A 23,022-nucleotide genomic window follows, 5' to 3' on the forward strand; every position below is an offset into this window, starting at 1 on the left:
TCCGGAATCAGACGGTCGCTTTATCCGCTTGCGCCTGGTAGGTATCGATCTCATTAAAGTTGAGGTAGCGATACACTTCCTTGCTCTTGGAAGCCAGCACGCCTACATCGGTCATATATTCCTCAACTGTCGGAATACGACCCAGGCGCGAAGCAATTGCGGCCAGTTCGGCGGAGCTCAGGAACACGTTGGTGTTCTTGCCCAGACGGTTCGGGAAGTTACGCGTGGAAGTCGAAACCACGGTCGCGCCTTCACGTACTTGCGCCTGGTTACCCATGCACAATGAGCAACCTGGCATTTCGGTACGAGCGCCAGCAGTGCCAAAGGTGCCGTAGTAGCCTTCTTCGGTCAGTTGCTGTGCATCCATCTTGGTCGGCGGTGCAATCCACAGTTTGACCGGGATATCGCGCTTGCCTTCCAGCAATTTGCCTGCGGCACGGAAGTGGCCGATGTTGGTCATGCATGAGCCGATGAACACTTCGTCGATCTTGGTGCCAGCAACTTCGCTCAACACTTTCACGTCATCCGGATCGTTCGGGCAAGCCAGGATCGGCTCTTTCACGTCAGCCAGATCAATCTCGATCACGGCAGCGTATTCTGCGTCGGCATCCGGTTCAATCAGGTTCGGGTTGGCCAACCAAGCTTCCATGGCCTTCACGCGACGAGCGATGGTCTTGGCATCGCCGTAACCGTTGGTGATCATGGACTTCAACAGCACGATGTTCGAATTGAGATATTCGATGATCGGGGCTTTATCCAGACGCACCGAACAACCGGCGGCCGAACGCTCGGCCGAAGCATCAGTCAGTTCAAATGCTTGCTCAACCTTCAGGTTAGGCAGGCCTTCGATTTCCAGAATGCGACCGGAGAAAATGTTCTTCTTGCCAGCCTTGGCGACGGTCAGCAAACCTGCCTTGATGGCGTACAGCGGAATGGCGTTAACCAGATCACGCAGGGTGATGCCAGGCTGCAGTTCGCCCTTGAAGCGCACCAGCACGGATTCCGGCATGTCCAGCGGCATTACGCCGGTGGCAGCACCGAACGCGACCAAGCCAGAGCCAGCCGGGAACGAAATACCGATCGGGAAACGGGTGTGGCTGTCGCCGCCGGTACCAACGGTATCGGGCAGCAGCATACGGTTCAGCCAGGAGTGGATCACGCCATCGCCAGGTTGCAGCGACACGCCGCCACGGTTGCGGATAAATTCTGGCAGTTCGTGGTGGGTTTTGACGTCCACTGGCTTCGGATAGGCCGCAGTGTGGCAGAACGATTGCATGACCAGATCAGCCGAGAAACCCAGGCAAGCCAGGTCTTTCAGTTCGTCGCGAGTCATCGGGCCGGTGGTATCTTGCGAGCCAACCGAAGTCATGCGTGGTTCGCAGTAGGTGCCCGGACGCACGCCCTGACCTTCCGGCAGGCCAACTGCGCGGCCAACCATTTTCTGTGCCTGGGTGAAACCCTTGGTCGAAACGACTGGAGCGGTCGGCAGGCGGAACAGTGTGGATGCGGGCAAGCCCAGCGATTCACGCGCCTTGGCAGTCAGGCCACGGCCAATAATCAGGTTGATACGACCACCGGCACGCACTTCATCAAACAGCACATCAGACTTGAGAGCGAACTCGGTCACGACTTCGCCGTTCTTCAATACTTTGCCTTCGTACGGGCGCAATTCAATCACGTCGCCCATGTTCAGACTGGATACGTCCACTTCAATTGGCAGCGCGCCGGAGTCTTCTTGCGTGTTGAAGAAGATCGGAGCGATCTTGCCGCCGAGGCAGTAGCCGCCAAAACGCTTGTTCGGCACGAACGGGATGTCATCGCCAGTCCACCACAGCACGGAGTTGGTTGCGGACTTGCGGCTGGAGCCGGTGCCGACCACATCGCCAACGTAGGCAATCAGATTGCCTTTTTTGGCCAGATCCTGAATGAACTGGATTGGGCCGCGCTTGCCGTCTTCTTCCGGCGTAATGCCAGGACGAGCGTTTTTGAGCATGGCCAATGCATGCAATGGGATGTCCGGGCGCGACCAGGCATCCGGCGCGGGCGACAGGTCATCGGTATTGGTTTCGCCAGTCACCTTGAATACGGTCAGTGTTACGGATTGCGGTACTTCCGGACGGCTGGTGAACCATTCAGCATCGGCCCAGCTCTGGATCACTTCTTTGGCGTTGGCATTGCCCGCGTCAGACAACTCCTTGACGTCATGGAAGTAATCAAACATCAACAGGGTTTTCTTCAGGCCGGCAGCGGCCACGGCGCCGACTTCGGCATCGCCCAGCAGATCAATCATCGGCTTGATATTGAAGCCACCCAGCATGGTGCCCAGCAACTCAACCGCTTTGGCGCGGGAGATCAGCGTACAGGTATCTTTGCCTTGCGCAACGGCAGCGAGGAACGCCGCTTTGACCTTGGCGGCATCGTCCACGCCAGGCGGTACGCGATGGGTGATCAGATCAAGCAGGAATGCCTCTTCGCCGGCGGGCGGGTTTTGCAGCAATGCGACCAGATCAGCAGTTTGCTGGGCGGTCAGAGGCAGCGGAGGAATGCCGAGAGCGGCGCGTTCTGCGACGTGCTGGCGATAGGCTTCAAGCATGAGAATTGTCCTGTATGGAAGCTGTAAAACAAAACCGACCTGATTGATCGTTCCTGACGGGGTGAAACGGGCCTGTGGCAGCACTTGCCGACCACAACGACCTGCCTTTCTGTAGCGCAGAATACGCGGATTACACAGCGTCTTCAAACGAGTAATTGCTACAGTAGCTGTGAGGTATACTCACAGAATGAGCCAGTCACTTCCACCACTGAACGCATTGCGCGCATTCGAGTCTGCCGCTCGTCTGGAGAGCTTTTCTGCCGCCGCACACGAACTTTTCGTGACGCATGGCGCTGTGAGTAAGCAGATCAAGCAGTTAGAAGAATGGCTTAACGTCAAACTGTTTGAACGCGCCGGTGGTCGGGTCAAGCTGACCGACGCCGGCTGGCGTTATCTGGTGCAGGTGCAAGACGGGCTGGATTTGATCTCGAGCGCCACGGCGCAACTACTGCAGCCAGATCGTCAGCGCCGCCTGGTGATCAACTCCACACCCACTTTGGCGTTGCATTGGCTACTGCCGCGACTGGCCGGTTTTCGTACGCAGCACCCGGATATTGATCTGCGCATCATGACGTCAGACCGCGACATCAGCCGGATTGATACGCCATTTGATCTCGCCATTCGCCGTGGCCCGGGCGACTGGCCCGGCCATGTTGCCAAGCCTTTTCTGGAAGAGCGCGAAGTTTTGTTGTGCAGCCCGGAGCTACTGCAACGTATTGCACTGGATAAACCGGCCGACCTGGCTCGGCACACGCTGCTGTATGCCGATACTCGCCCTACGGCGTGGCAGCGCTGGCTGACCCTGGCTGGCGTGCCCGACCTAAAACCAGCCGCCACACTGCAGTTTGACCACTTCCACTTCACCTTGCAGGCAGCCATGGACGGGCTTGGCGTCACGCTCGGGCCGCTGCCAATGATGCAAGGTGAACTGGATCGCGGCGGTCTGGTCATCGCCCTGCCAGCGCCTGTGGTTCCCGTGCGTGACTACTACTGGGTGGTGCCGCGATTATTAATGGATGATCCGGCGATTGGGGCATTTTGCCAGTGGCTGGAAAGCGCAGGCTGAACCTGCCCGAACCCGGTAACCGCCACAAATCATAAGGAAAAATGCGATGGGTAAAGTTAGTCGGGCTTTGCTCCTGCAGGCCATCAAAGCCATCGTTCTGGTTGGCGGGTTATGCCAGAGCTCTGTCGCCCATGCCGATTATCCCGAGCAAGTGATTGACGTAAAAACCCGCCCCGACGTGACCCAGCGCTTCTTGTATATCGAACCGCCATCACCCAAGGCCGTGGTTGTGCTCTATGCCGGAGGTAATGGCGGTCTGCGCATAGACACCAGCGGACACCTTGGCTCAGGCAACAATAATTTTCTGGTGCGTACTCGCCAGCAATTTGCGAGCTCGGGATTTGCAGTAGCCGTGATTGACGCCCCGAGTGACCGACAAAACCCGCCCTATCTGAACGGTTTCCGGCAAAGCGCCGAGCACGCCACTGACAGCGCGGCAGTGATTGCATGGATACGCGAACACACCCAGGCCTCGGTCTGGCTGATCGCCACCAGCAGAGGCACGCAATCGGTCGCCGCCGTGGCCATTCGCCTGGCTGGCAGTGGCGGGCCGGACGGCATCGTACTCACCTCAACCATTCTGACCGATGATCGCAGCACAGCCGTTCCGGCCATGGACCTGACCAGTCTGCGCATTCCGGTGCTGGTTGTGCATCACCAGCAAGACGGCTGCATGCATTGCCCGGCCAGCGCTTTGCCCGGCTTCATGGACAAGCTCGTCAACTCGCCGCGCAAAATGTTGATTATGGAAACTGGCGGCCAGGATAAGGGCGATGCCTGCGAGGCGCTGGCGCACCACGGTTTCAACGGCATTGAAGCCAAAGTTGTGCAAGATATTGCAGGCTGGATCAGTCCCCACTAGCTCGACAAGTGATGACGGCGCTCTGCCGCAAAACTCAATGCAGCTCTTGCGCCATCACTTCCATGATTTGCTCACGCAACCAACGCAGACCCGGGTCGGCCTGATTCCGCGGGTGCCAGCCCATCTCCATCGAAAACCGGGGCACTTCGCAGGGCGGCGCCAATATGGCCACGCGCCCCTGCCAGGTCGCTGCCATATGTGCAGGCACAGTGGCGATCAAATCACTCGCGGCCACCAATGACGGAACCAACAAAAAGCTGGGCACGGACACCAGCACCGTGCGCGAGCGCCCTAGCGCCGCGAGCGTCTCGTCGACAATGCCGTAGAAGCCTCCGCCCACCGGCGATGTCAGCAAGTGAAACATACTGCAGAACCGATCCAGGTCAAGTGGTTCACGCGCAGCCGGGTGATCCAGGCGCAATACGCAGACATAGTTTTCCCGGTACAGCTCGCGGGTTTTGAGTTGTTCCGGCATGGATGGATGCGAGGCGATAACCAGATCGATTTCACCGGTACTCGTCAATTCCGGCAAAGCCGCCAGCGGCGGCTGCAACAAAGACAACTGACAGCCCGGCGCTCGCTCGCGCAAACGGCGCAACAAACCCGGCACCACTACTGAGTGCATGGCATCCGACGCGCTGATCCGCCAGGTGCGCTGGGCGCTGAGTGGATCAAACCCCTGCTGTTCCGCCACCAGCGCCAGCAACTGCGCCAGATAGTCACGCAACGGTTCTTGCAGCGCCTGCGCTCGTGGCGTTGGTAGCATGCCGCGCGCGCCACCCGGAATCAGCAGCGGATCATCAAACAAGGCACGCAACTGCTTGAGCTGGCTGGACACCGCTGGCTGCGACAGATTCAGCCGCGCCGCAGCGCGGGTTACGTTGCGCTCGGCCAGTAGTACGTCCAGCGACTTCAGTAGATTCAAATCGAGCCGGTTCAGATTCATGACTATTCAACGGTTAAATACCTTTAATAAGGATAATCCATTTCACGAATAACTCAGCAAAACTTAAGCTGGCTTCACGTTTTCAACAACCCGAATCGTGGAGCACATCATGAAAAACCTGCAGCAACAACGCGTTCTGATTATTGGCGGCAACACCGGCATGGGTCTGGCCACTGCGCAACGGCTGGCTCTGGCTGGCGCAGAAGTCATCATTGCCGGGCGCTCGCAAGCCAAGCTTGATGCGGCACTGGCCACCATCAAAGGCATCGCCAGTGCCTATACCGTGGACTTTTCCAGCGAAGAATCGCTGCAAAACCTGTTTGCCCGAGTGGGTCATATCGATCACCTGGTGGTAACGGCCTCCAGCAGCGCCGCTTGGGGTTCGATCCGCGATATCGATGGCGCCGCATTGCTGAAGGCATTTGAGCAAAAGGCCGTCGGTTACTGGCGCTCGATTCGCGCCGCCCTGCCTACGCTACGCAAAGATGGCTCCATCACCCTGCTAAGTGGCGCCGCATCGCGCACGGCCATTGCCAATACGGCTGGGTTGGCGGCGGTTAATGGCGCAATCACCCAGATGGCGCAAACGCTGTCGCATGAGCTGGCACCGCTGCGCGTCAACGTCATTTCGCCGGGGCTGATCGACACCCCGGCCTACGACGATTTACCCGCCGATGCCAAAGCCGGGTTGTTTGCCGATATTGCAAAAAACCTCCTGGTTGGGCGCACGGGTCATTCTGATGAAGTGGTCGATGCCATTGAATTTGTGATCGGCAACGGCTTTACCACCAATGCGCTGATTGACGTTGATGGCGGTGCGCGCTGAAGCGGTGCTCGCCAACAGGAGAACCCATCATGAAAGTATTACTGGTCTACGCCCACCCTGAACCCAACAGCTTTAACGGCGCCCTGCGCGACATAACGGTACAGGCGCTGCTCGCCGCCGGGCACGAAGTCCGGGTGAGCGATCTTTACGCCATGCAGTTCGATCCGGTTTCTGATCGCCGCAACTTCAAGACCGTGAAGAACCCGGCGTTCCTGAAGCCGCAAGCGGAAGAAGTTTATGCCACCGAACAGGACGGCTTCGCTCCCGAGCTGGAGGCAGAAATCCAGAAGATATTGTGGTGCGATCTGATGATCTGGCAGTTCCCATTATGGTGGTTTGGCTTGCCCGCCATCCTCAAGGGCTGGGTGGATCGGGTTTTTGCCATGGGTCGCATTTATGAGTTATGGCCATGTTTATGAAACCGGCCTGCTGCGCGGCAAGCGGGCGTTGCTGTCGCTCACTACGGGCGGGCCGCAAGACAACTACATCGCCGGGGGTTTGAATGGCGATATGAACGGCATCCTGCGCCCCATTCATCGCGGCATGCTGCAGTTCACCGGCATGGAAGTGCTACGACCGGAAATCCACTACAGCGCAGCGCGCGTCGATGAAGACCAACGCCGTCGCTGGCTGGATGAATGGGCCGCTCGCCTGGCCGGCATCCACAGCGAAACTGCCATCGACCCCGGACAATACTGAACGACGGTGTACTTCACATGCAAGCAGACGGGCTGACCAATAATGGCGGCCCGTTACCCAATCCGCCCTTGGGTTTTTGGCGAGCATCGGCAAAGATGATGAGTAGCCATTGCAACCTGGCGCGAACCAGCATCCGCCAATGCGGTCGCACTCATACCTGCGCCAGCGCTTGCCGCCACCCCAAGGAGTTCATGATGTCGCACGACCTTTATCATTCACTCAAAACACTCAAGACGGCAGATGGCCGCCAGCTGCAGTACTACAGCCTGCCCGCTCTGGAAAGCGCCGGCATTGGCCGCATTAGTCGTTTGCCGGTATCGATCCGCATTGTGCTGGAATCGGTCCTGCGCAATTGCGACGGAAAAAAAGTGACCGAGGCGCACGTCAAACAACTGGCCAACTGGGGCGCCAATGCGTCGCGCACAGATGAGATTCCGTTTGTGGTGGCGCGGGTGGTACTGCAGGATTTTACCGGTGTGCCGCTGCTGGCCGATCTGGCCGCCATGCGTAATGTCGCCGACAAACTGGGCAAGAACCCAAAAGTGATCGAACCACTGGTGCCGGTTGATCTGGTGGTCGATCACTCGGTACAGGTTGATTACTACGGCACGCCCGACGCGCTGCGCAAAAACATGGAAATGGAATTCAAGCGCAATACCGAGCGCTACCAGTTCATGAAATGGGGCATGCAGGCGTTTGATACCTTCAAGGTGGTGCCGCCCGGCGTGGGCATCGTGCATCAGGTGAATCTGGAATATCTGTTCCGCGGCGTACAGGTGCGTGACGGCGTAGCTTTCCCCGATACGCTAGTTGGCACGGATAGTCACACCACCATGATCAATGGCGTTGGTGTGGTTGGCTGGGGCGTGGGCGGTATCGAGGCCGAAGCGGGCATGCTGGGTCAACCAGTGTACTTTCTCACGCCGGATGTCATTGGCGTGGAGCTCTCCGGCAAATTGCACGAAGGCATCACGGCCACTGATCTAGTCCTCACCGTGACCGAATTGCTGCGCAAAGAAAAAGTAGTCGGCAAGTTTGTTGAATTTTTTGGCGAAGGCGCGGCCAGCCTTTCGGTGGTAGATCGCGCCACCATTGGCAATATGGCGCCGGAATACGGTGCCACCATGGGCTTCTTCCCGGTTGACGAAAAAACCGTGGCTTATCTGAAGGGTACTGGCCGACAAGCCGATGAAATCGCCGCGTTTGAAGCTTACTTCAAAGCGCAAGGGCTGTTTGGTGTGCCCAGCGCGGGCGAGATCGACTACACCCGCGTGGTAAAGCTGGATTTGTGCAGCATCGTACCCAGTCTGGCCGGTCCCAAACGCCCACAAGACCGCATCACCTTGCCCGACATGCGCAAGAATTTTGAGGCGTTGTTCGTTGCGCCCGCAGCCGAAAATGGCTTCGCCAAAACTGCGGCAGACCTTGCGCGTCGGGTTGTAGTGAGCTTCGTTGCCAGTAGCCCGACCACCGAGATTCTGCAGGCGGAACATGGCGCAGCGCTGAACAAGGCGGAAATGGTCGATAACCGCCCGACGCCCGACCAGGTTTCGCCCGGCCATGCCAATGCCAGCCTGGGTAACGGCGACATTCTGATTGCCGCCATCACCAGTTGTACCAATACATCCAACCCGGGCGTACTGCTTGCCGCTGGCTTGCTGGCGAAAAAGGCGGTCGAAAAAGGCTTGTCGGTGAGCCCGCATATCAAAACCAGTCTGGCACCCGGCTCGCGCGTGGTAACTGAATATCTGACCAAAACAGGTCTGCTGGAACCGCTGGCACAACTGGGCTTTGCTTTGGCGGGCTACGGCTGCACCACCTGTATCGGCAATGCGGGCGATCTGGCACCCGAGTTCAACGAAGCCATCACCAAAAATGATCTGATTGCCGCTGCCGTACTCTCGGGCAACCGCAACTTTGAGGCGCGCATACACCCGAACATCCGCGCCAATTACCTCGCCAGCCCACCGCTGGTGGTCGCGTTTGCCATTGCTGGTCGCGCCAATATCGACCTCACCCAGGAGCCGCTGGGTAACGACCGGCATGGCCAGCCGGTTTTTCTCAAGGATATCTGGCCCGCCAGCGAAGAAATCAGTGCCCTTCTCAAATACGCCATGGACCCGGACACCTTCCGCCGCCTGTACAGCGATCTGACCAAAGATCTGGATTTGTGGAACGCCATTCCCGCGCCAGTCGGTCAGGTCTATAGCTGGCCGGACTCCACCTATATCGCCAAGCCGCCGTTTTTTGATGATTTCTCCATGCAGCCGGGCAGTATTGGCGAGGTCAAAGGCGCGAAGGCTCTGCTGATCATGGGTGATTCGGTCACTACCGATCACATCAGCCCAGCCGGTTCATTTGGCGAGAAAACGCCCGCCGGCCAGTATTTGCTGGCGCATAACGTGCAGCGACACAACTTCAATAGCTACGGCTCGCGTCGTGGCAATCATGACGTAATGATTCGCGGCACCTTTGCCAATGTGCGGGTCAAGAATCTGATGCTGCCCGCCAAAGCCGACGGCACACGCATTGAAGGTGGATTTACCTTGCTCGATGGCCAGCAAACCACCGTCTACGACGCGGCGCAGGCGTATATCCAGCGCGGCGTTCCGACGATTGTCTTTGCGGGTGAAGAGTATGGCACTGGCTCCAGTCGGGACTGGGCAGCCAAAGGCACCGCATTGCTGGGCGCCAAAGCTGTGGTCGCCCGCAGCTTTGAGCGGATACATCGCAGCAATCTGGTGGGCATGGGCGTGTTGCCGCTGCAGTTCAAAGGTAGCGACAGCGTAGTCAGCCTGGGGCTAAAGGGAGACGAAACATTTGATGTGCTGGGCGTAGATGAAAACCTGAAACCACAGCAGGATTTAACGCTGGTGATTACTCGCGCTGACGGCAGCAAGCAGAACGTAACAGTGCTGTGCCGGATCGACACGCCAATTGAGGTGGACTACTTCAAGCATGGCGGCATCTTGCCGTTTGTATTGCGCGGACTACTGCAGTAGCGGGTTCGGATTGCATATCCAAGGGAGAGAAATATCTGTAGCCTGGATGAAGCCCGCAGGGCGGGAATCCGGGATGCCGTGTTGGCCGGTTCAAATGCAAGCGGCGTATTGATATGTTGCGATCCCGGATTCCCGCTTCGCTTCATCCGGGTTACGAAGCCGCGATGAATATTTCGCGACTAGTCACAAAATGGGTGGTGTCACGAAAACATAACGCGCAGCAGTGCGACTAAAACCCTCTCAAATAACATCAAAAACAAGTTTTAACCACATGAATATTATGAAAAATAATAATGAAAATTCCAAAGGCACACTGAAAGGAAGCTGCCTGTGCCAGGCCGTTGTTTATGAGCTAACGCAACTGGATATGCCCATCTGGATTTGCCACTGCCAAACTTGCCGCAAAGCTAATGCCGCCAGTGAAGTCGCTACGGCCGGTGTGCAACGCAGTCATTTCCGTCTGTTGTGCGGCGAAGAAAAGCTCACGGCGTTTGAATCGTCTCCGGGCAAGCTCCGTTACTTTTGCTCCGTGTGTGGATCGCATTTGTTCTCCGCAAGAGACGGGCAAACCCACGTGATTTTGCGGGTCGCCACCCTCGATACTGATCCAGGTCTGCGCCCGCTTGGGCATATCTGGACCAGTCAAGATCAACCCTGGCTGGATGGCTCTACCCAACCCTGTTTTGCCGAGCGGTCGTCTTGAGATGTCGGGTCGAGCAAGCCGCTCAGCCAGCAAGGTAAATATGCCTCTGTCCTGCCATTGATATCGCCGCTAAGGTGGATTCAACTCACACACAGGAGCGCAACATGTTTCATCGCAAGTTGAAAGACTTTCCCGAAGGTTTCTTGTGGGGTGCTGCCTCGGCGGCTTACCAGGTAGAAGGCGCCTGGAATGTTGACGGCAAAGGTCCGTCGGTTTGGGATTCTTTTACCAAGATTCCTGGCAAGACATTTCAGGGTAGCAATGGCGATGTGGCGGTCGATCACTATCACCGCTTTGCTGAAGATGTCGCGCTCATGGCGCAAATGGGCATGAAGGCGTATCGCTTCTCGGTGAGCTGGCCACGCATTTATCCGCAAGGGCGCGGCGCGGTTAACGAGGCTGGCCTGGCCTTTTACGAACGCCTGATCGATGAGTTGATCGCTCACGGCATTGAACCCGTGCTGACGCTGTATCACTGGGATTTGCCGCAAGCCTTGCAGGACGAATACGGTGGCTGGGAAAGCCGCGAGATCATTGCGGATTTCGAACGCTATTGCGTCACCTTGTTTCAGCGCTTTGGCGGCAAGGTCAAATATTGGGTTTCGCTGAACGAGCAGAACTTCAACTTCACCAACGCTTTTCAATTGGGCACACATCCACCTGGCGTAGAAGAGCGCAAACGCTTCTTTGCCGCCAATCACGTGGCTTTTCTGGCTAATGCCACGGTCATTGCCGCATTCCGCGAGCACGTGCCCACCGGTCAGATTGGCCCGAGCTTTGCCTATTCACCCGCCTACCCGGCGTCCAGCGCACCTGCTGACATCCTGGCCTTTGAAAACGCCGATGAATTCACCAATTACTGGTGGCTCGACGTCTATTGCTTTGGTCGCTATCCGCAAGCGGCGCTGCATTATTTGCAGCAAACCGGCGAAGCACCGCAGATTGAGCCGGGCGATCTGGAAATCTTCCAGCGCGGCCTGCCTGATTTTGTGGGCGTGAACTACTACTACACCACCACCTTTACCGAAAACCCGCTGGATGGCGTGGGCATGAAACGCATCAACACCACCGGCCAGAAAGGCACTACGCCATCCAGTGGCGTGCCCGGCCTGTATCGCACCGCGGCCAATCCTAATCTGGAAACATCCAACTGGGACTGGGCAATCGATCCGACTGGTTTGCGCATCGCTTTGCGCCGCATCTCCAGTCGTTACGCGTTGCCGATGATGATCACCGAAAATGGTCTGGGCGAGTTCGATACGCTACAAGCAGACGACACCATTCACGATGCCTATCGCATTGCTTATCTGAAAGGTCACCTTGAGGCCTGCCAGCAAGCGATTAGCGACGGCGTGCAGCTGCTGGGGTATTGCGCCTGGTCGTTTACCGACATCTTGAGCTGGCTGAACGGTTATCAAAAACGCTATGGCTTTGTGTATGTCGATCGCGATGAAACGCACGAAAAAAATTTACGACGAATTCCGAAAGACAGTTTTTACTGGTATCGCGATGTCATTGCCAGTAATGGCAAAAAGCTTTAATAAAAACCAATAACATCATGATTTTTATAAACAAAATTCAAACATTGTTTTGCTGAGAAATACGTTTTTGGGGTGTCCAGTGGCTCGCTTTGGCGAGCCACTTTTTATTGCTTCGCCGCCGCAGTGGCAGATGCAGTGAAGTGCTGCAGACGTTGATGAATCGGCTCAAACATCGAGTTGCTGCGGCGAATCACCGGGTCTGGTGCGTTCAGTTTGATGGCGGTCCAATACACGTCAGGAACTTTGAAATGACCTAGCTCGTAATCCATGCCATCCCAGACATCTTCCCGGAAACTGTAAAACGCCCAGTGGATTTTTGCCTGATCCAGCGCGCTCAATACATCCTGCAAATACGCGATGCAACCCGACCACATGCGCATGCAGCCAAACTCACCCGCCACCATCCGTTGCGGCGGAATATTGTGTGCTTTGGCCCAGTCCAGCGGCACCTGCATCCAGCGCGCAACCTGCTGTGCATCCCAATGCAGGGTCTTGCCCGCCACCGGCACGTCGCCAGGATAGGTGTATTGCGGCTGACGTGTGAGATTGTCCGGGCTGGTGGCTTCATACGGCTCATACATGTGAAAGCTGTACAGCACGCGTGAATCGGCCAGCGCACCAGGCCAATAGCTAAACATATCGGCGGCGCCATACCAGCCTGAATCCACCATGATTGGCGTGAGCGGGTCGACCTCACGAATGGCCTTGATGACCGCGTTATAAAACGCGGGCAAATCACGCGGGCCGCCGCGTTGCTGTTGATACCAGGCTTGTTGGGCGGCAATGTCGGCATGCCCGGTCAGGCTACCGTTTTGTTCGGGAACCGGTTCGTTCAGCAGGTTGTAGGCAGCCACGGCGGGATGATCTTTCAATTCGCGCGCCAGATCGCGCCAGAAAGCCGCTGCTTGTTGCGCATATTTGGGATCGTGCCAAAGCCGGTCATCCAGCTGGCCACGATTGTTTTGTATCCAGCGAGCGCCCGGCAAAGACAGCGGCGCAATCACCACTTTCAAACCTGCAGACTGGGCTCGATCCAGCGTGGCTTTAAGTGTGGCCAGATCAGTTGGTTGCAGGCCGCGATAATCGCCAGCATTGCCGATCAGGAAGTCATGCTGCTGGCCCTGCCATTTGTCATAAGCTAGCCGCACCCACGTGGCGCCATAGGCATGCAGTGCGTCGAAGTAGGGCTTGGTGGGCGGCAGGCGATTAAAGCTGTTGCCTCCATATTGTGGCGTTTCCCAAAAGCTCATCAGATCCGCAGCATGGGTGAGTGGCGCGGCCGATAAATACACGGTAGTGGCAAGCAATAAACGGACAAATCGGCGCAGCATTGCGAATCCTTGAACGATGGCTTGTGAGCAACCGCGCTAGCTTATAGTGATCGCCCTCTTTTAGGCATGGTCAGCTTGTCCGCAGCAACCCCGGTGTGTTGTTTACAGCAACTGGGATATCTATCCGGCAGTTTCTTTCAGTACTTCCAGAAACTTTGCCGCCGCTGGCGACAGTGAGCGGTCCGGGCGGCGATACACCGAAACTTCCCGGCTTAATTGCGGGCCGGTGAGTTGCACGCAGCGCAAATTAAACGCTTGCGCCATCGGCGCGACATAAGCCGGCGCGATCACCGCACCCAAGCCAGCGCCAGCCATCCCGAGTCCGGTGCTGACAAAACCGACCGTATATGACGGAGTCAGCGTCAAAGTCGGGTCTTGCGTTTGTAGCTCGGGCAACACCCGTGTGCTGAAATCGCTTTCCATGATGATGATTGAATGCGCAGCCAGTTGTGACCACGCCACGCTTGCGCAACTGGCCAGCGGGTGATCCGACCGGCACCACAGCGCAAACGGACTCTGGAATAACGGCGTGCGCAAGAGATGAGCGTCATTTTTGCGATCGGGGCCGACGGCAAAATCCACCTCACCCGCCACTACCGCATCGAGCATATTCCCCAGAAGCGTATCCACCAGTTTGAGTTCCACTTTGGGGTGGTCGGCGTGATAACGCGCCATGGCTGGCGCAATCAGGGTGCAAGCCAGCATTTGCGGCGCACAGATGCGCACGCGCCCTTTTTCCAATGTCGCCAGGTCTGACGCGCTGCGCACCGCGCTTTGCAGGTCATCAAAAATCTGCCGCGCAGCAGGCAAAAACTCCGCGCCTGGCTGCGACAGAACTACCCGGCGGGTGGTGCGATCAAACAATCTGAAGCCGATTTCGGCTTCCAGGTCTTTGACCAGCAAACTCAGCGCCGATTGCGTCAGGTTGAGTTCACGTGCGGCCTCAGTAAAACCGCCGCCCCGCGCCACTGCCAGAAACGCCCGCAATTGCCGCAAAGTGATATTCATGAGTTTTTCTTGATAATTAATTGAAATTATTCGTTTGAATGATAGGCGCGAAAAGGTTGAAATGCGAAGCATCCACTGCTGGCCGATCAAATAAGGACAGCCGCCGCGAGCCACAAGCTTGCAGGCGCGCGCCCGGCCGGAGAACAGACCACCAAGGAGGCGTTTGCGATGTGGGACAACCCGCTGGGTACCGATGGTTTTGAGTTTGTTGAATATTCGTCTGCCAATCCGGCCGAACTGGCCGCCTTGTTTGAGCGCCTGGGGTTTGTGGCGATTGCCCGCCACCGCCGCAAAAACGTCACGTTGTATCGCCAGGGTGATATCAATTTCATTCTGAATGCCGAACCCAACAGCCAGGCCGCACAGTTCACCGCCACGCATGGCCCGAGCGCCAATGCCTTTGCCTTGCGCGTGAAAGATGCCGCGTTTGCCGTCGAAGAGCTGAAAAAGAAAGGCGCCAAACTGGTCGAATCTGGCGCGGGCCCGATGGAATTGCAAATCCCGGCCATCGAAGGCATTGGTGGCGCTTTGGTTTACCTGGTAGATCGCTACGGCCAGCAAAGTATTTACGATGTGGACTTCCGCCCTATTCCCGGCGTGGATCAGCACCCTGCGGGCGTGGGACTAAGTTATATCGATCACCTGACCCACAATGTTGAGCGCGGCCACATGGATTTGTGGGCGAATTTCTACACGGATTTCTTCAATTTCCGCGAGATTCGTTACTTCGATATCAAGGGCAAATCTACCCGTTTGTTCTCCCGGGCCATGACTAGCCCCTGTGGCAAAATCCGCATCCCCATCAATGAATCCGCCGACGACAAAAGCCAGATTGCCGAATACCTGCGCATTCATCACGGCGAAGGCATTCAGCACATCGCGCTGGCTACCGCGGACATTTACGGTGCCGTAGAGGCCTTGCGCCGCAACGAGATCCACTTTCTGGATACGCCCGACACCTATTACGAACAACTGCCAAAGCGCCTGCCCGATCACCATCAGGACATGGCGCGCCTGCAGCGTAACCGCATTCTGGTCGATGGCGAGCCACAAGATAAAACCGGCAAAGAAGACCTGCTGCTGCAAATCTTCACGGATACGGTCATCGGTCCGCTGTTCTTTGAAATCATCCAGCGCAAAGGTAACGAGGGCTTTGGCGAAGGTAATTTCAAGGCGCTATTTGATTCCATTGAAGAAGACCAGCGCCGACGCGGCGTGCTGTAACTACTCTGTAGCCCGGATGAAACGTAGTGAGAATCCGGGGTTGCATTGCGTGGCACGGACGTAGGGTGCGCACTGGCGCGCGCCCGCAAATGGCTTGAACGCGTTCGCACCTTCCGGGTGCAAACCCTACACGAGATCGCATCATGCATGCTGCTGGCAAATTGATTTATCAATCCGGCTTTGGCAATGAATTCGCCTCCGAGGCGCTTCCAGGCGCGTTGCCGCAAGGGCGCAATTCGCCGCAGCATTGCCCATACGACCTCTACGCCGAACAAATTTCCGGCACCGCTTTTACCGCGCCGCGGGCCAGTAATCGACGTAGCTGGTTGTATCGGCTGCGACCCACCGCCGGGCAAGTCACCAACCAGCGACTGGAGCACCCTGGTTTTCCGGCGCAACTGGAATCCGCCCCCGCGCCTGAACCCTTGCGCTGGAGCCCGCTCGGCGTGCCGGATGCACCCACCGACTTTATTGACGGTTTGCAGCTTTACGTAGGCAACGGCGACCCCGCTTTGCATGCTGGTTTTGGCATCTATCTCTATGCGGCCAACCGCAGCATGGTTGATCGAACTTTCTGCAATGCCGATGGCGAAATGCTGATCGTGCCGCAAGCAGGACGGCTGCAACTGGTCACCGAATTGGGCATTCTGGAAGTTGAACCGCAAGAGATAGTGGTGATAGCGCGTGGTGTGCGCTTTAGCGTGCAACTTCTGGATGAATCGGCACGTGGGTATGTGTGCGAGAACTTTGGCACGCCATTTCGCCTGCCTGATCTCGGAGTGATCGGCTCCAATGGGCTCGCTGCAGCACGAGACTTTCTCTACCCGCAGGCGTGGTTTGAAGATCGGGACGTTCCCACTCAGCTGGTCAGCAAATATCTGGGTCACTTGTGGGCTGGCGTGCTGGATCACTCGCCGTTTGATGTGGTGGCGTGGCATGGCAATTACGCACCGTATAAATACGACTTACGCCGCTTTAACACACTGGGATCAGTGAGTTTTGACCATCCGGATCCATCCATATTTCTGGTGCTGCAGTCGATCTCGGAAACGCCGGGCGTGGACAACCTGGACTTCGTGGTTTTTCCGCCGCGCGTACTGGTCATGCAAGACACTTTTCGCCCGCCGTGGTTTCACCGCAATGTCGCCAGTGAATTCATGGGTCTCATTCATGGCGCGTATGACGCCAAAGCCGATGGCTTTTTGCCTGGCGGCGCCAGCCTGCACCCGAGCATGACTGGCCACGGACCGGATGCCGCCACGGTGGAGCGCGCATTGCAGGCCGATACGCACAAAGCAGATTATCTACAGAACACCATGGCGTTCATGTTTGAAAGCCGTTTGCCCATGCGCCCCAGCGTAGCGGCGCTGCAAAGCCCAGAACGCCAGCGCGATTACGCGGATTGCTGGTCCAGCATTGCCAAGCGTTTCAAACCACAAGCATGAACCCGCCAGACCAAACGATTGAGGCTTTGCCATGTACGTATTGAATGAAACCCATGATCCGGCACTGCGCAGTTGGGTTGCCAGCGCCAACGACGGCGTAACGGATTTCCCGATTCAGAATCTGCCGTTTGCGGTATTCCGGCGTGCGGCGACGGCCGAAGTGCTGCGGATTGGTGTGGCGATTGGCGATCAAGTACTGGATTTATCCGCCGCGCTTGATCTGGTTTTACCTGCCGAAGAAAAAAACGCTCCAACGGCGTTACGTTCTGCCTGCCAATCGACCAATCTGAATGCGTTGATGGCGCTCGATCACACGGCGTGGTCTGCGTTGCGGCTGGTATTGTCGCGTGCACTGCGGGTTGGATCGCCCGTTGCGCAGCAACTTGCGGCAATGCTCATCCCACAACTTCAGGTTGAGTTCGCCCTGCCCGCGCGCATTGGCGATTACACCGACTTTTATACGTCGATTCATCACGCCACCAACGTCGGCAAGTTATTCCGGCCAGATCAGCCACTGATGCCCAATTACAACTGGGTGCCCATTGGCTATCACGGACGGGCATCGTCGATTGGCGTTTCCGGGCAGCGCTTTGCCCGGCCAACGGGTCAGACGCTGGCGCCGGGCGCGGTCGCACCGGATTTCGGCCCGGCGAAGCGCATGGATTTTGAACTGGAATTAGGCGTTTTTATTGGTACCGGTAACGGTTTGGGCCAACGCATTGCGCTGGATGAGGCCGAAAGTCAGGCATTTGGCCTGTGCCTGCTCAACGACTGGTCCGCGCGTGATCTGCAAGCGTGGGAATACCAGCCGTTGGGGCCGTTTCTGGCCAAGAACTTTGCCAGCACCATTTCGCCATGGGTTATCACCACGCAAGCGCTGGTGCCGTATCGCCAAGCCTGGTCGCGCCCGGTGGATGATCCGCAGCCGCTGCCTTATCTTGATTCGCCCGCTCACCGCGCTCAAGGTGCATATGATATCGCCATGGAAGCGTTGATTTGTACTCCTGCCATGCGTGATGCGGGCTCATCACCCGAGCGGCTGGGCCTGAGCAACTTTGGCTATGCCTACTGGAGCGTGGCGCAGATGATTGCGCATCACACCGTTAATGGTTGCAATCTGCAGTCGGGCGATTTGCTGGGTACGGGCACGCAGTCCGGGCCATCATCGCATGAAGCCGGATCGCTACTGGAAATGACCCAGGGTGGCAAAGCGCCAATTACGCTGGCTAACGGCGAAACGCGTACTTTTCTGCAAGACGGCGATGAAATCATTCTGCGCGCCTGGTGCGCCAAACCCGGCACGGTTCGCATCGGCTTTGGTGAATGCAGCGGACAAATCCTGCCTGCGCTGCCTCTGGGCTGATGTGTGGTTAGTACTGATCCAGCCAGCAAGGATCAACAAGGAGAAAACCATGTCCCGAGCCACACCACAGCCCTTGGTGCTTTACAGCTACTTTCGCAGCTCGGCGGCGTATCGCGTGCGCATTGCGCTCAATTTGAAAGGGCTGGATTACCGCACAGTTCCGATCCACCTGGTCAATAACGGTGGTGAACAGCATTCCCCCGGATACCTGGCCGTAAATCCGACCGGACTGGTGCCGGCGCTGGTGGCCGACCATGTGGTGCTGACCCAGTCGCTGGCGATTATCGAATATCTGGAAGAAACCGCCCCCAAACCTACGCTACTGCCCGGCACTGCGATGGATAGAGCCAAAATCAGGGCGCTGGCACTGACTATCGGCTGTGAGATTCATCCACTCAACAATCTGCGCGTATTGCAGTATCTAACCGGGCCACTTGGGCTCAGCGAACAAGCGCGGCAGGAGTGGTATCGGCATTGGGTTGACGCGGGATTAACAGCCGTCGAAGCCATGTTGGCGGATTCATCCAGTGACCTGTTTTGTCATGGCGAAACACCAACTCTGGCCGACTGCTTTTTGATCCCGCAAGTATTCAACGCCCTGCGTTTTGGTGGTTCACTGGCCAATCTGCCGCGCATTCAGGCCATTTACGAGCATTGCACAGAACTTGAAGCCTTCCGGCTGGCTGCGCCCGCAGCGCAGCCAGATGCGGCTTGAACTGGTGATATCAGACCACCAACGCTTCTTCTGCCTGCAGCACCAGCAGGTTTTGCCCTGCCGCCACTGCGGTGCCGGACTGGCATAGCACCTTCAGTATCCGGCCACTGGCTGGGGCTGTGACGCTGATCTCCATTTTCATGGATTCGACGACCACAATCACATCGCCCGCTTGCACCAGATCGCCCTCCGCCACCGGCACCTGCCAGACGTTCCCGGCCACCTGGCTGGGAACATGGCGCGCGCCTTCCGGCAGTTCTGCTGGCTCGTCGGCTGCGTCATGCGCTGCGCTTTGCTCAAGGCTGTAGACATTGGCGCCGGTTGCCTCCCAATGCGCCCGCTCTGCATCAAACGCGGCTTGCTGGACACCCTTGAATTGCGCAATGGATTCAGCGTGTTCTTGCAAAAAGCGGTTGTAGTCACCGAGCTTGAATGTGGTGTGTTCCACCTTGAGGGCAAAGCGCCCTTGCAAAAAGTCTTCGCGCATTTGCAGCAGCTCGGCTTCGCCAACCGGATAAAAACGGATCTGGTCGAAAAAGCGCAGTAACCACGGTCTGCCCGCGACAAAATCCTGCGTGGTTTTGTGGCGATTCCACATCTGGATGGTGCGGCCAACAAATTGATAGCCGCCCGGACCTTCCATGCCATAAACGCACATATAAGCGCCGCCGATGCCGACGGCGTTTTCCGGTGTCCAGGTGCGGGCGGGGTTGTATTTAGTGGTCACCAGCCGATGCCGTGGGTCCAGCGGCGTCGCCACCGGCGCACCGAGGTAAACGTCGCCCAGACCCATGACCAGATAGCTGGCGTCGAACACGATACGTTTTACTTCATCAATGTCTTCCAAGCCATTGATACGGCGGATGAATTCGATATTACTTGGGCACCACGGTGCATCCGGTCGTACCGACTGCATATACTTTTCAATCGCCAGCCGCGTGGCGGCATCGTCCCAGCTCAAGGGCAAATGCACGATGCGTGATGGCACTTCCATCTCGTCAATCGGCGGCAATTCGGTTTCGGCTTGTTCCAGTAGCGCCAGCAACCGCGCCAGCGGCAACACGCGGCTTTCGTAGTGGAACTGTAGCGAGCGAATGCCCGGCGTCAGATCAATCATCCCCGGCACTTGCGCGGCTTCGAACCAGTTGTACAGCGCCTGCACCCGGAAGCGCAGATTCAAATCCAGTTCCAGCGGGCCGTATTCGGCCAGCAGATATTTGTCGCCAGCCTGGCGGCACACAATCGGCGGGCAATCGGCGCGAGCGGCAATGCGATGCACCACCGGCGATGTATCAAAGGTTCCCGACAGTGCTACCGGCAACGGTGCGGCCATGGTGGCGATCAACTGTTCGGTGGCAACTTCCAGTGCAGCAGCATCGGCCTGGCTTACGCGTTTGAAGCGCACGGTATTGCCGGGGCGCAGCTGGCCCATTTTCCATAACTCGGCATTGACGATCACCGCCGGGCAAACGAAACCGCCAAGACTTGGACCATCTGGGCCAAGAATCACCGGCATGTCGCCAGTAAAATCAATCGCGCCAATGGCGTAGGCGTTGTCGTGGATGTTGGATGGGTGCAGGCCCGCCTCGCCGCCATCGGTACGGGCCCACTCTGGTTTGGGGCCGATCAAGCGCACACCGGTGCGGCTGGAGTTGTAATGCACCTCCCAATCGGTGGCGAAGAACATTTCGACATCCGCGTCGGTAAAGAAATCAGGTGCGCCGTGCGGGCCGTATAGCACGGCGATTTCCCATTGCTGCGGATATTGGGGAATGGCTTCGGCTGCCAGCCGCAAGGGCGCGCCATGGGTTGCCCCGAGATGCAGCACATCGCCTGCCCGCAAGGTACGCCCGCCATGACCGCCGAATTGGCCCAAGGTAAACGTGGCTTTGCTGCCCAGGTAATCGGGCACATCGAAACCGCCAGCGATGGCCAGATAACTGCGGCAGCCCGCGCCATCAATCACGCCGATTTGCAGGATGCTGCCTGCAGCTACTTCCACCGCTTGCCACAGTGGCAGCTTTTCACCATCCAGCGTCGCCCGCATGGCCGCGCCGGTCAGCGCGATCGTTGTGGCGCAATTGAACTTGAGCGTCGGCCCGGCGATGGTCAATTCCAGCGCAGCGGCAGAGGCTACGTTACCGACCAGTTGATTGGCCAGACGCATCGCCAGGCTATCCATCGGCCCAGACGGCGGTACGCCGATGCCCCAGTAGCCGGTGCGGCCAGGGAAGTCCTGAATGCTGCTTTGCACGCCTGCTTCCAGCACATCCACCGTGGCAGGTGCGTAAACAAAGCTAGCCAGATAACGGGTGATTTGCCGACCTTGGGCAAAAACGTCGTCAGCCAGAATCTGCCGCAAATAATCCAGATTGGTTTCAATGCCGTCCAGCCGCGTGGCGGCCAGCGCGCTTTGCATTTGGCCCAAAGCCGCAGCGCGATCCGCGCCGTGGGTGAGTATCTTGGCGACCAGTGGATCATAAAACGCCGGGACATCTGTGCCCCGCTCCACCCAGCTGTCAACGCGGGCCTGGGTGGGGAAAACCACCTCAGTCAGCAAGCCGGATGAAGGCTGGAATTGCTTGTTGGCATCCTCGGCGTACACGCGTACCTGCATCGCCGCGCCTTGTGGCTGATGGCGATACGCGGCCAGATCCGGGCCTTCGCCAGCGGCGGCGAGCAGCATCCACTCGACCAGATCGACGCCAGTAACCAGTTCGGTAACGCCGTGCTCTACCTGCAGCCGGGTGTTGACCTCCAGAAAATAAAACTGGCCCGATTGCGTGTCGTAAACAAACTCGACTGTTCCCGCAGATTGATAGCCCACTGCACCCACCAGTTGCACGGCGGTGTCGCACAGGTTTTGCCGTTGCGCATCGCTCAGATGCGGCGCGGGCGTTTCTTCGATGACTTTCTGATTGCGGCGCTGGGTGGAGCAATCGCGCTCACCCAAGTGGATGACATTGCCAGCGCTGTCGCCAAAGATTTGCACTTCAATATGGCGAGCATGTTCAACAAACTTCTCCAGATAAATGCCGCCATCTTTGAAGTTGTTTTTAGAAAGCCGTTCCACCGTTTGCCAGGCATCCGCCAGTTGCGTTTCGTCGCGACACAACTGCATGCCAATGCCGCCGCCACCGGCTGTACTTTTGAGCATGACTGGATAACCAATCTCTAGCGCGCGCCGGATTGCTTCATCTGCACCAGACAACAGGCCAGTACCCGGTAGCAGTGGCACGCCATTTTGTTCGGCCAGTTCGCGGGCGGTGTGCTTCAGCCCGAAGGCGCGCATGTGTTCGGGCTTGGGGCCAATGAAGACGATGCCAGCGACGGCGCAGGCTTCAGCAAATGCGGCGTTTTCAGACAAGAAACCATAGCCAGGATGGATGGCCTCGGCGCCGCATTGTTTGGCGGCAGCCAGAATGGTATCGACCAGCAAATAACTCTGCGCGGCCGGGGCCGGGCCGACACAAATCGCTTCGTCGGCCATTTGCACATGTTGCGCATGGCGATCGGCTTCGGAATACACCGCGACGGAGGCGATACCGAGTTTTTTTAGGGTGCGGATTACGCGGCAGGCGATTTCTCCGCGATTGGCGATCAAGACTTTCTTGAACATATGGGTGGCCTTTTACGGCGTGCGGGTCGTCCCGCTTTTGTTCTGGGCAGCGTCAGGTCGTCCTGACGTGCTATGCACA

Annotated in this window: 17 protein-coding genes; 12 read left to right on the forward strand and 5 right to left on the reverse strand. The window is 57.6% G+C overall.

The window, feature by feature from the left end:
• Positions 1 to 7 precede the first annotated feature (7 nt).
• Complete coding sequence (acnB, locus tag P4L78_RS05950; RefSeq protein WP_283149475.1) at positions 8 to 2,593, reverse strand: bifunctional aconitate hydratase 2/2-methylisocitrate dehydratase; 2,586 nt, start codon at positions 2,591 to 2,593, stop codon at positions 8 to 10.
• Positions 2,594 to 2,780: 187 nt separating this feature from the next.
• Here acnB and gcvA point away from each other — a divergent pair, with 187 nt between their 5' ends.
• Positions 2,781 to 3,659, forward strand: coding sequence for a transcriptional regulator GcvA (gcvA, locus tag P4L78_RS05955; protein WP_283149476.1), 879 nt, complete (start codon positions 2,781 to 2,783; stop codon positions 3,657 to 3,659).
• 46 nt (positions 3,660 to 3,705) lie between these two features.
• Positions 3,706 to 4,521 carry an alpha/beta hydrolase gene (locus P4L78_RS05960; RefSeq protein ID WP_309327261.1) on the forward strand — a complete coding sequence of 272 codons (816 nt, stop codon included), beginning with the start codon at positions 3,706 to 3,708 and terminating at the stop codon, positions 4,519 to 4,521.
• A gap of 34 nt (positions 4,522 to 4,555) precedes the next feature.
• Here the strand turns inward: P4L78_RS05960 and P4L78_RS05965 are convergent, their stop codons facing one another.
• Positions 4,556 to 5,467: a LysR family transcriptional regulator gene (locus P4L78_RS05965; protein ID WP_309327262.1), complete on the reverse strand. Its 912-nt coding sequence runs from the start codon at positions 5,465 to 5,467 to the stop codon at positions 4,556 to 4,558.
• 109 nt (positions 5,468 to 5,576) lie between these two features.
• Here P4L78_RS05965 and P4L78_RS05970 point away from each other — a divergent pair, with 109 nt between their 5' ends.
• From P4L78_RS05970 to P4L78_RS05990, 6 genes are all read left to right on the forward strand, one after another.
• A complete protein-coding gene (locus P4L78_RS05970; RefSeq protein ID WP_309327263.1) occupies positions 5,577 to 6,293 on the forward strand; it encodes an SDR family oxidoreductase in 717 nt (238 codons plus the stop codon).
• Positions 6,294 to 6,322: 29 nt separating this feature from the next.
• Positions 6,323 to 6,712, forward strand: coding sequence for an NAD(P)H-dependent oxidoreductase (locus P4L78_RS22885; protein WP_405051501.1), 390 nt, complete (start codon positions 6,323 to 6,325; stop codon positions 6,710 to 6,712).
• Positions 6,690 to 6,992 (forward strand): NAD(P)H-dependent oxidoreductase, encoded by a 303-nt coding sequence (locus tag P4L78_RS22890; protein WP_405051502.1) that lies wholly within the window; start codon positions 6,690 to 6,692, stop codon positions 6,990 to 6,992. Before P4L78_RS22885 ends, P4L78_RS22890 begins: the two co-directional genes overlap by 23 nt.
• A gap of 194 nt (positions 6,993 to 7,186) precedes the next feature.
• Complete coding sequence (gene acnA / locus P4L78_RS05980; RefSeq protein WP_405051503.1) at positions 7,187 to 9,994, forward strand: aconitate hydratase AcnA; 2,808 nt, start codon at positions 7,187 to 7,189, stop codon at positions 9,992 to 9,994.
• A gap of 223 nt (positions 9,995 to 10,217) precedes the next feature.
• The gene (locus tag P4L78_RS05985) at positions 10,218 to 10,697 is read left to right on the forward strand and encodes a GFA family protein (RefSeq protein WP_309327265.1); all 480 of its coding nucleotides are present in this window, start codon (positions 10,218 to 10,220) and stop codon (positions 10,695 to 10,697) included.
• Between the two features lie 104 nt (positions 10,698 to 10,801).
• Positions 10,802 to 12,238, forward strand: coding sequence for a glycoside hydrolase family 1 protein (locus tag P4L78_RS05990; protein WP_309327266.1), 1,437 nt, complete (start codon positions 10,802 to 10,804; stop codon positions 12,236 to 12,238).
• Positions 12,239 to 12,342: 104 nt separating this feature from the next.
• Here P4L78_RS05990 and P4L78_RS05995 read toward each other — a convergent pair whose 3' ends face one another.
• Entirely contained in the window at positions 12,343 to 13,569 is a 1,227-nt protein-coding gene (locus P4L78_RS05995) for a cellulase family glycosylhydrolase (protein ID WP_309327267.1), read from the reverse strand.
• Between the two features lie 120 nt (positions 13,570 to 13,689).
• Entirely contained in the window at positions 13,690 to 14,577 is an 888-nt protein-coding gene (locus tag P4L78_RS06000) for a LysR substrate-binding domain-containing protein (RefSeq protein WP_309327268.1), read from the reverse strand.
• A 168-nt stretch (positions 14,578 to 14,745) separates the two neighbouring features.
• On the opposite strand from P4L78_RS06000, the gene hppD reads away from it, so the two are divergent.
• From hppD to maiA, 4 genes are all read left to right on the forward strand, one after another.
• Positions 14,746 to 15,801, forward strand: a complete 1,056-nt coding sequence (gene hppD, locus P4L78_RS06005; protein ID WP_309327269.1) for a 4-hydroxyphenylpyruvate dioxygenase — start codon at positions 14,746 to 14,748, stop codon at positions 15,799 to 15,801.
• A 143-nt stretch (positions 15,802 to 15,944) separates the two neighbouring features.
• On the forward strand, positions 15,945 to 17,246 hold the full coding sequence (gene hmgA, locus P4L78_RS06010; RefSeq protein WP_309327270.1) for a homogentisate 1,2-dioxygenase: 1,302 nt from the start codon (positions 15,945 to 15,947) through the stop codon (positions 17,244 to 17,246).
• 31 nt (positions 17,247 to 17,277) lie between these two features.
• The gene (gene fahA / locus P4L78_RS06015; RefSeq protein WP_309327271.1) at positions 17,278 to 18,609 is read left to right on the forward strand and encodes a fumarylacetoacetase; all 1,332 of its coding nucleotides are present in this window, start codon (positions 17,278 to 17,280) and stop codon (positions 18,607 to 18,609) included.
• 49 nt (positions 18,610 to 18,658) lie between these two features.
• Entirely contained in the window at positions 18,659 to 19,324 is a 666-nt protein-coding gene (maiA, locus tag P4L78_RS06020; RefSeq protein WP_309327272.1) for a maleylacetoacetate isomerase, read from the forward strand.
• A gap of 10 nt (positions 19,325 to 19,334) precedes the next feature.
• Here the strand turns inward: maiA and uca are convergent, their stop codons facing one another.
• A complete protein-coding gene (uca, locus tag P4L78_RS06025) occupies positions 19,335 to 22,943 on the reverse strand; it encodes an urea carboxylase (RefSeq protein WP_309327273.1) in 3,609 nt (1,202 codons plus the stop codon).
• Between the last annotated feature and the right edge of the window lie 79 nt (positions 22,944 to 23,022).

This window comes from Silvimonas sp. (genome assembly GCF_031291215.1).
Classification (GTDB): domain Bacteria; phylum Pseudomonadota; class Gammaproteobacteria; order Burkholderiales; family Chitinibacteraceae; genus Silvimonas; species Silvimonas soli.

Coding starts and splice junctions, on each gene's coding strand:
- gcvA (WP_283149476.1), top strand. CDS start 2,781: ATGAGCCAGTCACTTCCACCACTGAACGCATTGCGCGCATTCGAGTCT.
- P4L78_RS22890 (WP_405051502.1), top strand. CDS start 6,690: ATGAGTTATGGCCATGTTTATGAAACCGGCCTGCTGCGCGGCAAGCGG.
- hmgA (WP_309327270.1), top strand. CDS start 15,945: ATGCATGCTGCTGGCAAATTGATTTATCAATCCGGCTTTGGCAATGAA.
- fahA (WP_309327271.1), top strand. CDS start 17,278: ATGTACGTATTGAATGAAACCCATGATCCGGCACTGCGCAGTTGGGTT.
- P4L78_RS06000 (WP_309327268.1), bottom strand. CDS start 14,577: ATGAATATCACTTTGCGGCAATTGCGGGCGTTTCTGGCAGTGGCGCGG.
- P4L78_RS05970 (WP_309327263.1), top strand. CDS start 5,577: ATGAAAAACCTGCAGCAACAACGCGTTCTGATTATTGGCGGCAACACC.
- acnB (WP_283149475.1), bottom strand. CDS start 2,593: ATGCTTGAAGCCTATCGCCAGCACGTCGCAGAACGCGCCGCTCTCGGC.
- maiA (WP_309327272.1), top strand. CDS start 18,659: ATGTCCCGAGCCACACCACAGCCCTTGGTGCTTTACAGCTACTTTCGC.
- acnA (WP_405051503.1), top strand. CDS start 7,187: ATGTCGCACGACCTTTATCATTCACTCAAAACACTCAAGACGGCAGAT.
- P4L78_RS05965 (WP_309327262.1), bottom strand. CDS start 5,467: ATGAATCTGAACCGGCTCGATTTGAATCTACTGAAGTCGCTGGACGTA.
- P4L78_RS22885 (WP_405051501.1), top strand. CDS start 6,323: ATGAAAGTATTACTGGTCTACGCCCACCCTGAACCCAACAGCTTTAAC.
- P4L78_RS05990 (WP_309327266.1), top strand. CDS start 10,802: ATGTTTCATCGCAAGTTGAAAGACTTTCCCGAAGGTTTCTTGTGGGGT.
- uca (WP_309327273.1), bottom strand. CDS start 22,943: ATGTTCAAGAAAGTCTTGATCGCCAATCGCGGAGAAATCGCCTGCCGC.
- hppD (WP_309327269.1), top strand. CDS start 14,746: ATGTGGGACAACCCGCTGGGTACCGATGGTTTTGAGTTTGTTGAATAT.
- P4L78_RS05960 (WP_309327261.1), top strand. CDS start 3,706: ATGGGTAAAGTTAGTCGGGCTTTGCTCCTGCAGGCCATCAAAGCCATC.
- P4L78_RS05995 (WP_309327267.1), bottom strand. CDS start 13,569: ATGCTGCGCCGATTTGTCCGTTTATTGCTTGCCACTACCGTGTATTTA.